The organism is Vibrio sp. 397, from assembly GCF_033339395.1.
GTDB classification, from domain to species: Bacteria; Pseudomonadota; Gammaproteobacteria; order Enterobacterales; family Vibrionaceae; genus Vibrio; species Vibrio alginolyticus.
This window is the reverse complement of the sequence record NZ_JAWOUN010000002.1, coordinates 485,923-498,206: the sequence shown is the minus strand read 5'-3', so window position 1 is coordinate 498,206 and position 12,284 is coordinate 485,923. Positions and strand designations below refer to the sequence as shown.

At 44.6% G+C, this 12,284-nt stretch carries 11 protein-coding genes and 1 pseudogene; 8 read left to right on the top strand and 4 right to left on the bottom strand.

Annotated features, from left to right (window positions below; all coding sequences use genetic code 11):
- Nucleotides 1-178 precede the first annotated feature (178 nt).
- Nucleotides 179-1,327 carry a PLP-dependent aminotransferase family protein gene (locus tag R7P36_RS05195; protein ID WP_318099366.1) on the bottom strand — a complete coding sequence of 383 codons (1,149 nt, stop codon included), beginning with the start codon at nucleotides 1,325-1,327 and terminating at the stop codon, nucleotides 179-181.
- A gap of 125 nt (nucleotides 1,328-1,452) precedes the next feature.
- Here R7P36_RS05195 and R7P36_RS05190 point away from each other — a divergent pair, with 125 nt between their 5' ends.
- Complete coding sequence (locus tag R7P36_RS05190) at nucleotides 1,453-2,322, top strand: GyrI-like domain-containing protein (protein ID WP_258480002.1); 870 nt, start codon at nucleotides 1,453-1,455, stop codon at nucleotides 2,320-2,322.
- 80 nt (nucleotides 2,323-2,402) lie between these two features.
- The gene (locus R7P36_RS05185; protein WP_318099367.1) at nucleotides 2,403-3,305 is read left to right on the top strand and encodes a LysR family transcriptional regulator; all 903 of its coding nucleotides are present in this window, start codon (nucleotides 2,403-2,405) and stop codon (nucleotides 3,303-3,305) included.
- Between the two features lie 78 nt (nucleotides 3,306-3,383).
- On the opposite strand, the gene R7P36_RS05180 is transcribed toward R7P36_RS05185, so the two are convergent.
- Nucleotides 3,384-4,187, bottom strand: coding sequence for an SDR family NAD(P)-dependent oxidoreductase (locus tag R7P36_RS05180; protein WP_170896902.1), 804 nt, complete (start codon nucleotides 4,185-4,187; stop codon nucleotides 3,384-3,386).
- Nucleotides 4,188-4,415: 228 nt separating this feature from the next.
- Between R7P36_RS05180 and R7P36_RS05175 the strand changes: the two genes are divergently transcribed.
- Nucleotides 4,416-4,655 (top strand): YdcH family protein, encoded by a 240-nt coding sequence (locus tag R7P36_RS05175; RefSeq protein ID WP_005373737.1) that lies wholly within the window; start codon nucleotides 4,416-4,418, stop codon nucleotides 4,653-4,655.
- 73 nt (nucleotides 4,656-4,728) lie between these two features.
- On the opposite strand, the gene R7P36_RS05170 is transcribed toward R7P36_RS05175, so the two are convergent.
- Entirely contained in the window at nucleotides 4,729-5,400 is a 672-nt protein-coding gene (locus R7P36_RS05170; protein WP_130546406.1) for a cupin domain-containing protein, read from the bottom strand.
- Nucleotides 5,401-5,608: 208 nt separating this feature from the next.
- Here R7P36_RS05170 and R7P36_RS05165 point away from each other — a divergent pair, with 208 nt between their 5' ends.
- The 4 genes from R7P36_RS05165 (at nucleotide 5,609) to fabG (ending at nucleotide 9,484) form a co-directional block, all read left to right on the top strand.
- On the top strand, nucleotides 5,609-6,751 hold the full coding sequence (locus tag R7P36_RS05165) for a hypothetical protein (protein WP_318122039.1): 1,143 nt from the start codon (nucleotides 5,609-5,611) through the stop codon (nucleotides 6,749-6,751).
- Nucleotides 6,741-7,667 carry a metal ABC transporter solute-binding protein, Zn/Mn family gene (locus tag R7P36_RS05160; protein WP_213899218.1) on the top strand — a complete coding sequence of 309 codons (927 nt, stop codon included), beginning with the start codon at nucleotides 6,741-6,743 and terminating at the stop codon, nucleotides 7,665-7,667. The genes R7P36_RS05165 and R7P36_RS05160 overlap by 11 nt, the downstream gene beginning before the upstream one ends.
- 3 nt (nucleotides 7,668-7,670) lie before the next feature.
- Nucleotides 7,671-8,465: a metal ABC transporter permease gene (locus tag R7P36_RS05155; RefSeq protein ID WP_005373725.1), complete on the top strand. Its 795-nt coding sequence runs from the start codon at nucleotides 7,671-7,673 to the stop codon at nucleotides 8,463-8,465.
- Between the two features lie 299 nt (nucleotides 8,466-8,764).
- Complete coding sequence (fabG, locus tag R7P36_RS05150; RefSeq protein ID WP_017633598.1) at nucleotides 8,765-9,484, top strand: 3-oxoacyl-ACP reductase FabG; 720 nt, start codon at nucleotides 8,765-8,767, stop codon at nucleotides 9,482-9,484.
- A gap of 260 nt (nucleotides 9,485-9,744) precedes the next feature.
- On the opposite strand, the gene R7P36_RS05145 is transcribed toward fabG, so the two are convergent.
- The gene (locus R7P36_RS05145) at nucleotides 9,745-11,349 is read right to left on the bottom strand and encodes a S8 family peptidase (protein ID WP_318099368.1); all 1,605 of its coding nucleotides are present in this window, start codon (nucleotides 11,347-11,349) and stop codon (nucleotides 9,745-9,747) included.
- 395 nt (nucleotides 11,350-11,744) lie between these two features.
- Between R7P36_RS05145 and R7P36_RS05140 the strand changes: the two are divergent.
- Nucleotides 11,745-12,014 (top strand): annotated as a pseudogene (locus R7P36_RS05140) (transposase); the annotation flags it as partial.
- Between the last annotated feature and the right edge of the window lie 270 nt (nucleotides 12,015-12,284).

Sequence of the window (12,284 nt, the reverse complement as noted above, 5' to 3'; positions counted from 1 at the left end):
CATCAAATACGTGATTGAGTTCTCATTTTTATATGAGTGAGAGGTTCAAGAGAAAACAGGCACTTACTGTAGAGAGTTGATTTGAAGGAAAAATATAAATTTTTTTGGGGAACTTTTTTGATGCTGCCTTTGAGACTTTTTTTGAATCTCAAAGGCAGGTTCTTACACTCGCGTTCAATTACAACGTGTTGAGGACATCCGCGAGTCGAGAGACAGCTGTCGTCAGTTCTTCTGGTGTAGCATTGGTAAAGTTAAGACGCAGAGCGGCTTTTACCTTTGAACCTTCTGGATAAAAGACCGGGCTCGGCACTACAACAACCCAGTTTGCGAGAAGGTTTTTCGCTAGTTCGAAGGTGTCGCATTCTGGAATCTCGACCCAAACGAACATACCACCATCGACGGGTTTGAGTACGCAACTTTCTGGCAGCTGTTTTTGCAGTTCAGCAAACATGACATCGTAACGTGATTTGTAAAGAGCACAGATGGTTGAAATGTGCGTTTCGAAGTTGTCATGTTGCAGTAGACCATGCAGCAAAGCTTGCATAGGAATACTAGAGTGCAGATCGGCACCTTGTTTAATTTTGATAAGTGGCTCAAGGTAGCTGCTTTTGCCCGTAACTACACCAATACGCAAGCCTGGTGAAGCTATTTTGGAGAAAGAGCGCAATACGATGGAGTGTTGCGGGCAGAAATCTGAAACTAGCGGTAGTGCTTCACCAGAAAAACGCAGCTCACGGTATGGTGCGTCTTCAATGAATGCAACGTCGTATTGGATACAAAGCTCGGCAACTTTTTGGCGAGTCTCTAGCGCCCAGCATACGCCCGTTGGGTTGTGAAAATCGGGTACGGCGTAGAACATTTTTGGTTGCTGCGTGGCAAAGCATTGTTCGAGTTCTTCAAGGTTTGGGCCACACTCGGTTTGTGAAACGGTCACGATGTTGGCTTGCACTAGACCGAATACTTGCATAGCACCAAGGTAGCTCGGTGCTTCCATCACCACTTTATCGCCCGGATTTACGTACGCACGCGCAATCAAATCTAGCCCTTGCTGAGAGCCCGTTGTGATCATAGCCAAATGAGATTCTGGCAGCTGGTAATAATCGGTCAAAAAATTAAGTAGCGGTGCGTAGCCTGCTGTTGCGCCATATTGAAACACCTCTGGCATATTCGCGAGGTTTTCTAGCGTCGGTTTCATTAAGTCGATCGGGAAGTTTTTTTCGTCCGGCAAGCCACCTGCAAGAGAAATGACGTTCTTATCGCTCGCTGCTGCGAGGATCTCTCGGATGTAGGATGACTTAGTTTGTTGTAATGACTGTGCGATTTCCATGTGCTGTGCTTCTCGTAAATGTCTTTTTTTATGTCAGAAATAGTATAGGTAAATTGCCAAGCTTGGTGTGTCCATTTATGCTGTTAAACATGTCCATTTATGCTATTTAAGCGAAAGTTTACTCCGTGAGGCATCAACAAGTTTCCAGAATCAATGACGTGCTGTTTTACATTCACCAAGACATTAGCAGAGATTTATCGGCTAAAGAGCTAGCAGATGTAGCAGCCTATTCTGAACAGCACTTCCATCGTATTTTTAAAGATGTGGTAGGGGAGTCTGTCCATCAATATATCCGTCGCACAAGAATGGAATACGCCGCCAATCAACTGATGTTTGATGCCAGCTCATCGGTGTTAGACATTGCTAACAAGTGCGGCTTTAGCTCGGTATCTTCTTTTAGCCGAGCGTTTAAAGCAACGTTCGCTATGTCTCCTGGCGCGTGGCGAAAACATGATTTACAAGTCGCAGAAAAGCCGTATCTAAAAGATCCGGAAGTGGCTGCGGGTTATCATCGGGTTGCTAAACGCGAGTTGCCAGAACCTAAAATTATGGAGGTTCCACAACGCTTTGCGGCTTATGTGCGGCATGAGGGTTATAGCCGTTCCATTCGCAATGCGTGGCTGATTTTGAAGGCGTGGGCAAGCTCTGAGAATCGGGACTTTTCGGTTCAATACGGTTTGCATCACTCCAACCCCGCTTGGGTCGAGCTCGATAAGTGTCGCTATGTGGCTTGTATGGCGATTGATAAGCCGCTTAAAGTACGCGGTGTCGTGAATCAAATGACGATTCCGGGTGGTTTGCATGCTGTTTTTCGCTTAACAGGCGTATATGGAGAGCTTCTTCCTCAATTGAGTATGGTGTTAGAGAAGTGGTTGCCGAATTCAGGCTTTAAGCAGCGTTCTACTCCCGCTTATGTTCACTATCATAAAAACCATTTCCTTAGCCATGATGAGGCGTTTGAGCTGGACTTCTATCTGCCCATCAGTTTTTTCTAACTGGAGTATTTATTTACTATCCGTAAGGAAGAGAATGCTAAGCTCTATATGGTGATTTTTTACAAATAATTGAAAATTAAATGAACATCGATCATGTAAAGCTATTTGTCCGTTTGGCTTCGACACACAACATCAGCATGGCTGGTCAGGAGCTTGGACTTTCTCCTGCTGTCGCTAGTGCGCACATCAACAAACTTGAGGACAGCTTAGGAGTTCGTTTAGTTCATCGCACCACACGCAAAGTTTCCTTAACTGAAGAAGGGCAGGCTTTTTTACCTCACGCGGAGGAGGTCCTTGCAACAGTGGAGGCAGCAAGGGGAGCTGTTGGATCAGGGCAGAGTGCGCCAACGGGAGTATTACGTATAACCGCCTCTGCAACTTTTGGTCGCTTACATATTGTGCCCGCATTGAAAGGTTTTATGGCGCGTTACCCAGGGTTAACCGTGGACTGCCGATTTTCTGATTCCATTATTGATCTGGTTGAGGGAGGTTTTGATGTCGCCATTCGTGTCGCTGAGTTGAAAGATTCTTCATTGGTCGCAAGAAAGCTTGCGCCAGATCGTCGTATTATCGTTGCATCACCAGATTATATTGAACAATTTGGGAGACCTAACAAGCCCCAAGACTTGACGAATCATGAATGTATTAACTTAGTTGGAATGAATAATTGGTCATTCAATACAAAAGATGGAATGCTCAATGTAAGAACTTCTGGTCGTTTTAAAACTGATAATGGTGATGCGATGAGAGACGCGACGGTAAACGGGTTAGGTATTTCTATCAACTCGGTTTGGAGTGTTTATCAAGAATTACAAAGTGGTCAGCTAGTGGAAGTACTCGAAGATCACCCTTTAGCGATGGATGCTGGGATTTGGGCTGTGTACCCAAGCTCTCGTTTAATTGCGCCTAAGGTGCGTGCCTTTATTGATTACTTTGCTGAATACTATGGCACGCCACCTTATTGGGAGTTTGCGGAAAAGTGATAACAAGTTTCACTTATCGAATACATTGTTTTTAAGGTCCGAATAAAAAACGAACCTCAAGATAATTCTTAATTGTTATTAATAGAGTTTGCTTAGGATTAATTCAATACTATCAATTATCTGCTGTGTTTTGCTTTGATCTAATGCATCAGGGTGTGGGGGCGCGAATGCTTCAATGTCATTATCGAAGTACATACCATGCGCTTGAGCAAACTCTTCTGATAGCGCAGCGCGAGTTAGAATATCTGCTCCTAAGCGGATATCACCACCAGCAACCCCATAAGCATCTTTAACCATCTTACTACCTAGGAATGATTTTGGGTTTACTGATACCAACATAGGGCCAGTGTTCTTAAGCTTTAGTCCGATTGCTCGTGACCACATCGTTAATGCCAATTTGCTTTGGGCATATGCTTCGCCATCTGACAATGGTTTATTACCGACTAAAGCGCTAGTGTTTACTGTTGTTTGTGCAGCTGAAGACAAATTAACCACACGACCCGTATCACCGAGCAACGGCAATAGCTCTCTAGTGAGTAAGTAGGGAGCAATGGTGTTGACTGCGAAGCGTACATCAAGACCCTCTTTAGTTCTTGGATTTGGTGTTGCGTACACACCAGCATTGTTAATGATGACGTCTAAACGATTGAACCGTTCTGTTATCTCCATCACTATCTGTTTTACCGCATTGGGAGAGGATAAATCAGCAACAAGGCTTTCAACTTTACCACTTTTCATCTCCCTCAAACTTTGCTCAACTTGTTGAATTTTCTCTATATTCCGGCCGTGGATTATTACGTGTTGTTCACGGTTAATTAACATTTTCGCGGTTTCTAAACCAATACCGTCAGTAGATCCAGTAACTAGAATTGTCTTTCGCATGATCGCTCTCATTGTTGAGGGTTATTATAGAACGATCATAGTGGCATCTTTTGCATTCGACTATTGAGACTAAAAAGAAAACACTTTCTAGGAAAAATTGAAAATAACTTTGTTGTTCTTTTTGTGGACGGTGCGACGAATTAACGTCTCATTAGATGCTACGGTTATACATGTGGTGCTCAAAAATTAGGCACTGTTTTGTACTCAAATAATAGCCAAGAGGTCTCTATGTTAGGTGAAAATCACTCATTAACTCATGAATTCCCAGAACATTTGGATACCATTACTCAGCTTACCGAAAACGATGCATCATTTGCTGAAACCGTTAAAAACTACAATGCTTTAGATAAGGAAATCCGCGTACTAGAACTTCAAGGAAGCCCGATTGATGATCACGAAATGAACGTGTTAAAACATAACCGGGCTGAGCTCAAAGACTGGCTCCACTCGCGAATAATGGGTTCTTAGTGACGAAATGATCATCGGCTCGTAAATTGCGGGCCGATTTTAGTTCCAATGGACGATGCCAAGTGTGCAAACATTAGGAGTGCTGAGCAGGAGCTTGGAGCGGCAGGTGACCAGTTTTTACCCAAATGATCGTTTCTTGCTCTACAAAAGGAAAATGCTCGCTCATATGTGGGCTTCGGATCCAAGAGAGAGCGGGATAGGTACCTAGCTCGTCTCTAAACTCGCCTGACAATACGAAAATTTCTTCACCACCAAAGTGACGGTGTGGTTGAAATTTCTCACCTTTTGGCCATTTAACCAACGCGACATGTTCGTGCTCAAAATGATGCAGAGGCATGACTTGCAACCCACCGACACCACTCTGCCAGCTCGCTTGGTTTGTATTAATGCGAACTGTTTCAAGATCCTCAGATTCGAACTGATTTAGTTTAACTAAAATCACACAGCCTTCTTTGCTAAATGGTGCGTGTTGACTTCCTGGAGGGTTACGAAGGTAAGTGCCGGCAGGGTAGTCACCGTATTCGTCAGAGAATACTCCCTCGAGCACCAATATTTCTTCTCCTTGAGGGTGAGGATGAGTCGAAAACTGCGAATTTGGCTCGTATTTAACGACGCTGGTGGTATGCCCTGATTCTTTGGCTTCTCGTTCCAAAGGTTTGCGCCACACACCTTTGGAAGGGCTGGCGATCCATTCCTGTTGAGCAGTATCTATCACGATTCTTTTTGAAAAATCCATATTCAACATATTGAAATTCCGTTACTTATTTAATTACTAATTCTCATTAGTATACGTTTAAAAAACATCAATTGATTCATTTGTTGATAGCCTAATTCATGGATTGAGTACGAACATGAAATCGGAACCTAATTTAAATTTCTGCTTGTGTAATGATAATTGTTATATTATAACATCGCAAAATTAAATGTTATAACATAACAAAAAGGAAAAAGTAGTGAATAAGAAATTGGTGTCTCTCGTGATCGGTAGCATTTTTGCATCCCCTGTTTTTGCCGACACACTATCGAACCCACAGATTGGTGTTGTTGTTGATGGCTACTACCAAGATGGCCAACGTCATAATTCTGAGCGCGAAGAAGGCTTTGGTCTAGGCCATACGGAATTAAACTTCTCATCGAATATCGACGACAAGTTTTACGGCGCATTGACCGCGATTCTTGAAAGTCACGGTGATGAGACAGAATTAGAGCTTGAAGAGGCATTCATCGAAACTTTGGCATTGCCATATGGTGTAAATGTGCGCGCTGGCCGATTCCTATCTGACTTTGGTTATCTGAATAACCAACACATGCACACCGATAGCTTTGTCGAGCGTCCAATTGCTTATCGTACTTTCCTTGGCTCGCACTACTACGATGATGGTGTACGTGCAAACATCGTGTTGCCAACCGACCTTTACGTAAAATTTGGTGTAGAAGCGCTTAGTGGTAGCAAAATGTCTTCTGTCGAAGATGGTTCTGAAGTTGGCGTGTACACCACGACGCTGAAGCTTGGGAATGACTTCTCCGAATCTTCAAGTTGGCAGTTTGGTTTAAGTTACCTGCGCAACGAAAACGGCAAGGTTAAAGAGTTCGAAGATCACGACCACGGTCATGAAGAAGAGCATGATCACGATCACCATCATGGCGCAGCAGTGACAGGTGCGAACCTTTGCGGGGCTGATTTTGTTTGGAAATGGGCACCAGACGGTAATTACAAATACAGCAACTTCACGCTATCGGCTGAATACATGCTGCTAGACGGTGTGGTAGACAGCAAATATAAAAACGATGCAGAGTCACCAGACAACTTAAGCGCTTACTATGTTTCGGGTGTTTATCGCTTCAACCCAAGCTGGTCAGCAGGTCTACGTTACGGCGAAGCAGAAAGCTACGATGGTCATGCACACGGCGACCACATGCATTTCACTGAGCTGAATGATAAAGAAATGGATGCGATGATCGCATGGGATTCTTCTCATTTCGGTACTATCCGTGCGCAATACACTCGCATTGATAACCAAGACAGCGAGACAGACAACGTGTTCACTCTGCAATATGTGATGACATTTGGAGCGCACGGTGCACATGCGTTCTAAGCTGACATTAAATAAATGCAGTTTAGCGATGATGGCGGCGGGGGCTGCCATCATCTCTTCGCCTGCTTTGGCTCTCAACATTTTCGTTTGTGAGCCAGAATGGAAAGCCTTTCTTGAAAGCCACGCGCCAGATGCCAGTATTTATTCAGCGACAACGGCTAAGCAAGACCCACATTACGTACAAGCTCGTCCTTCTTTGATTGCGAAGATGCGCCAAGCGGACATGGCAATGTGTTCGGGCGCAGAACTAGAGGTGGGGTGGTTACCTATGCTGCAAGTTCGTAGCAGCAATGCGGCGGTGCAAAATGGTGCGCCGAGCATGATCTACGCGACGGACTTCGTGCGTATGTTAGATACTCACGCTCACGTTGACCGTAGCATGGGAGATATACACGCTCACGGTAACCCACATGTTCAATTTGCGGCAAATGACATGATTCCATTATCTCGTAAAGTCACGGAGCGCCTAAAAGCGATTGATCCCGACAACGCACAAAGTTACCAAGTGAATGGTATGAAGTTTCGTGCCCATTGGCGTAAAAAGCTTAAAGAATGGAATGAGAAAGGGGCTGCTTTAAAGGGTAAGCAAGTTGTCGGTTATCACGCGACGTATCGTTATTTGTACGATTGGCTCGGAATGAAGCAGATTGCCGATCTCGAACCTAAACCGGGCATTTCACCGACCACATCTCACCTGCAATCACTTACCAAGTTAGATGCTGACAGTTTTGATGCGATTGTTTACTCCTCTCATCAGGATCAGCGTCCAGCGAACTGGTTGCAAGATCATACTGACAAACCTGTGATTCAACTGCCATTGACCGTTTCTGAGGGTGAAAACTTGGATGAGATGTACGATCAGGTCATTGATGATTTACTGGATGTGTTAGTGCCGCCCGTTCCTGTGAAGATCTAAGCCATGGCTGATTATGCATGGCTTTTACCTGCGGTTTTGTGTGGTTTAATTGCGTTAGTTGGCAACATCGTTCTGGGGCAACAAGTTCTTAATCGTCAGATCATCTTTATAGATTTGGCGGTGGCGCAAGTCGCGGCATTGGGGGCAGCACTTAGCCACTACTGGTTGAGCCAATACGCGCTGTTCTCAGGCTCATTCTTTGGCGAAATGATTGGCCCTTGGGTGATGTCTTTGATGCTTTGCGGTTTGATCGCCCTTATGGAGAAACGATACCAGCAGCATTTAGAGCCCATGATTGGCAGCTTGTTTGTCGTGTCTGCATCGCTGGCAATCCTGCTGGTGAGCAAAGACCCACACGGCGGAGACTTTATTCAAGGCATTCTTAATGGGCAACTGTTATGGGCGACTTGGGCAGACGTCTGGCCTTTGGCACTCATTACCGCTGCGATGTTGCTATTGGTTTGGTTAAAACCTGCGTTTATGCGCGGTAGTGGTTTTTATCTGATCTTTGCTATTCTGATGCCCATTACGGTCAAGTTAACCGGCATTTATTTAGAATTTGCTTTGTTGGTGATTCCAGCTTTATGTGCGGCAGCATTGAAGGGAACTCGATTCTTTGTCGCCAGTATCAGCATTGGTATTGTTGGGATCTTATCGGGTATTGCCGCATCGGCTCGCTATGACTTACCGAGTGGTGCGAGTATTGTGATCACCCTGTTTATTGCTGGCATGTTGTTTAATCTCTTGCTTCAGCCTTTTCTGGTGAAAATAACAAAACCAGCTTTTGTAAGAGATTAAGAGACAAGTAATATTGGTCTGATGAAGTAGTATTTGATTAATCAGACCAATACTTTTCTATCCAAGCCCTCCAATCGTGTAACTTTGCGCCTTCCAACACACTTTCTTACGTTGATCTTGCCATAGTCATCAAGTTGCCTTGATTAGTTCACATCCGACTCCCAGACTGTTTCTATAGTTTTTATAAGATATAAAAGACCCTGCGTATGAGAAGCGCAGCTGTAACGCGACTAGGCATAAAAACAAAAACGCTAGGGATACAAGCGAATTTGTAATCTCAACATTTAAGGAAGACCAAGATGAAACCGGAAAAAGTAGCAGTAGTCACTGGTGCGGCTCGTGGTATTGGCCAAGCGATTTGTGAACAATTACTGGAGGATGGATTCCACGTAATCGGGCTAGACATATCGCCCGTGGAATGGAGTCAGTCGGCGCAGCTAAGCAGTTATCAAGTCAACTTGTGTGATGCCGAAGCCGTAAGTGAAGTAGTAGAAAGTGTTGTAGAGCAGCACGGAAGAATCGATGCTCTGGTTAACAACGCGGGCATCACTCGAGATGCATTGTTGCCAGATATGTTAGAGCAAGACTGGGACAGCGTGATCGACGTGAACCTAAAAGCGGTGTTCTTACTCACCCAACGTGTTGCTCCTGTCATGCTAGAGCAGGGCACAGGCAGTATTGTTAGCATTTCTTCTATAGTGGGAACGGATGGTAATATCGGCCAGAGCAACTACGGCGCAAGTAAAGGCGGCGTCATCTCAATGAGCAAAGGCTGGGCGAAAGAACTTTCAAGAAAGGGTGCACAGATACGCGTCAACTGTGTCGCGCCAGGCTTTATCGCCACCGACATGACCAAGAACCTGCCAGAGAAAGTCATTCAAATGATGGAAGGCAAAACCCCATTAGGGCGCATGGGCTCAGTTCAAGATATTGCCAATGGCGTCTCTTTCCTAACCTCAGACAAGAGCGCCTACATCACAGGCCAAGTGCTCAAGATTGACGGTGGGTTGGTATTATAGCTCGTTAATCAAAACCCAAAATAAAAACGCCTTTTACTTATCTGAAGGGCGTTTTTGTTTGAGGAACCCGACTTATGTGAGTACTACTAATAGAAAGCTTCGATTTCGCTTCGAGTTGAGTTTTTGAAGCAAAAGGCCAATACGTTTGAATAGCGTCGGGCGTCTCCTCTTAAACACTGCATTCCCTAAAGCACAGTATTCCCAAAAGAAAAGCCCACCGAAAAGCGGGCTTTGCTCTCTTTTAGTAACGAGAAGAATAACTAGTAGCTCGCTTGAATGCTGACACCGCTATAGTTTGAGTAACCTTGAATCATGACGTGATAACGTCCACTTTGTGTCGCACTGACCGTACATGTTTCATTGTTACCGTATTTGAAAGGTCGGCAGTCCCATGCATTCAGTGCTGGTTTTGCTCCAAAACGGAGATACAAATCCGCATCACCACTTCCACCATACATTTGTACGGTTAAACGCTGCCCAGCTTCTACATCAACATAGTAATACGCTACTTGACCAGTTGAACCACTTAAACCACTTACTGGCACGCCCGAGGTTAATTTGCCTTCTGGGTCCGGTGTTGGGTCTGGGCCACCGCAGTCTTGGCCACAATCTGCATCCGTTAAGCTATAAAGTAGCTTGTTCACGCTGCCTCTTGTGTCCGTCACTTTTCCGCTAGTTGCGCGGCTAACGATCAAGGCCTCTACTTGGCTTGGAGACAGTGAACTGTTTTCTTGAAGATACAATGCTGCTACACCCGCCACATGTGGCGTCGCCATCGAAGTGCCACTAATGGTTTTGTAGCCACCGTCATACCATGCAGATTTGATTTGTGAACCTGGCGCAAATACATCCACACAACTGCCCCAGTTTGAAAAACTCGAACGTGCATCCGTGCTAGTGGTCGATCCGACAGTTACTCCGGAAGCAACGCGTGCTGGAGAATAGTTACACGCATCGGCGTTGGAGTTACCTGCTGCTAGCATAAAGCTGACACCTGACTGAACCGCACTTTGCACCGCACTATCCAGAGCGACGGATTGACCGCCGCCTAAACTCATGTTGGCGACTGAAGGTCCGGAAGCGTTCGCAGCCACCCAGTCCACACCGGCAATAACACCAGAAGTAGAACCCGATCCGGTACAGCTCAATACTCTCACGCCGACAAGGTTGACGTTTTTCGCAACACCATACAAGCTGCCGCCAATGGTGCCCGCTACGTGTGTGCCGTGTCCATTACAGTCACTTGCATCTGCATCGTTATCGACAAAGTCATACCCTGAAACTGAGCGACCACCGAACTCAACATGCGCGTTATTCACACCAGTATCTATAACATAAGCCGTTACCCCAGTCCCATCAAAGTTGGCACTGTAGTTGTTATCGAGTGGCAAGTTTCGTTGGTCGATTCGGTCTAGTCCCCAAATGGCATTGGTTTGATTTGCGTCTGCCGAGACTATTGGGTCAAGCGATAGGATTCTGTCTTGCTCAATGTAGTCCACACGAGGATCAGAACGCAGATCTTTTAGTTGATCAGGACTCAAGTTAGCGACAAATCCACTGATCGAGTGGTCAAAGACCGACTCCACTTTTACCGAATACAAACCAGACATGCGGTCTACGGATTGTTGCGTGAATTGCTCGAATTCCGTTGAGTTGCTCGCCATCATTTGCGGTTGTTGAAATACCACTATGTAGCGATCTGCAATGGCGATCTCGTCCGGTGCGAGCATTAATGTGGCTGGTAATATGTCCGGAGCTTGTTGTAACTCTGTACTGTCCACAATCTCATTGGATTGCGAAAAAGCGAGAGAAGAATGAAAACAGAGCGCGGAGGTGATACAACAACTTAGTAGTTTCTTTAACATAAAATGTTCCTTGAAATCATAGTCTTGTTGATTTTTACCTAGTACCAAACTGTCAACACGAAAACACAGACAATCAGCGTAGTACGTGCTGAAGTGACGTTACACAAGTCAAACTAGACAATGAGCAATTATATGCATAACTGATAATAATTCGCATACTCAGAAACATGATCAATAACCAAGCTTTATTGAAATTGAAATGCAAAGATTCATTTAGACTTAGAGCAAAATCCCTAAAATAGAATAATTCTACACACCTGGCATATTGCCTGTTATATGACCTCATCTTACCGATAATTTACGCAATAAAAACCTAACTATCCTTTCATTGGTCACAACTCAAATCGGTTGATAGATGTTAATATAGCCACCTGATTTCTGATGTTTTTTAACTCATGGTTACTATCCAAGTTCAATGTCGTTTCTGTAATAAAACCAGAGCCCGTTCGTGAACATGGAAAAGGGCATTCTGGCTTTCCTCGCTCCAGATGTATCGAGTGTCGAAAGAGCTTTAACTTGATTAAGTTTACGAAGCCCGCAAGCCAGATGTAAAAGAAAAAATTGTTGATATGTCAATGAATAGCTCTGGCGTTAGGGAAACAGTACAAGTGTTGAATGTCGCATACAACACGGTATTGAGCACTTTAAAAAATCTCGCGCCAAGGTAAGTAACCTCAATGCCTTTCGATAAAGCAAATATAAGACTAATTTGTAAACTTGAAAGGCTAGCTGTATTGGTTGAGGAATATGAGGAAAACACTTCCCCATTTAAGAACTGAAACACACCTTTGCCCCTTTATTGGTGTCGTCAAAAAGCCTACGGTCATAGTTAGCCGAGTTTTGCACAAATATTGCTAATGTGAAGAGGCAAAGATTTTTCATTAAAAGGTGGTTTTGAATTGATATCGTCTTTGTACCAGGGCTATTTAGGGATT

Bases quoted from the DNA above. Each gene is read 5' to 3' on its own strand.
- R7P36_RS05195 (WP_318099366.1), bottom strand. From the start codon at position 1,327: ATGGAAATCGCACAGTCATTACAACAAACTAAGTCATCCTACATCCGA.
- R7P36_RS05185 (WP_318099367.1), top strand. From the start codon at position 2,403: ATGAACATCGATCATGTAAAGCTATTTGTCCGTTTGGCTTCGACACAC.
- R7P36_RS05180 (WP_170896902.1), bottom strand. From the start codon at position 4,187: ATGCGAAAGACAATTCTAGTTACTGGATCTACTGACGGTATTGGTTTA.
- R7P36_RS05175 (WP_005373737.1), top strand. From the start codon at position 4,416: ATGTTAGGTGAAAATCACTCATTAACTCATGAATTCCCAGAACATTTG.
- R7P36_RS05170 (WP_130546406.1), bottom strand. From the start codon at position 5,400: ATGTTGAATATGGATTTTTCAAAAAGAATCGTGATAGATACTGCTCAA.
- R7P36_RS05160 (WP_213899218.1), top strand. From the start codon at position 6,741: ATGCGTTCTAAGCTGACATTAAATAAATGCAGTTTAGCGATGATGGCG.
- R7P36_RS05155 (WP_005373725.1), top strand. From the start codon at position 7,671: ATGGCTGATTATGCATGGCTTTTACCTGCGGTTTTGTGTGGTTTAATT.
- fabG (WP_017633598.1), top strand. From the start codon at position 8,765: ATGAAACCGGAAAAAGTAGCAGTAGTCACTGGTGCGGCTCGTGGTATT.
- R7P36_RS05145 (WP_318099368.1), bottom strand. From the start codon at position 11,349: ATGTTAAAGAAACTACTAAGTTGTTGTATCACCTCCGCGCTCTGTTTT.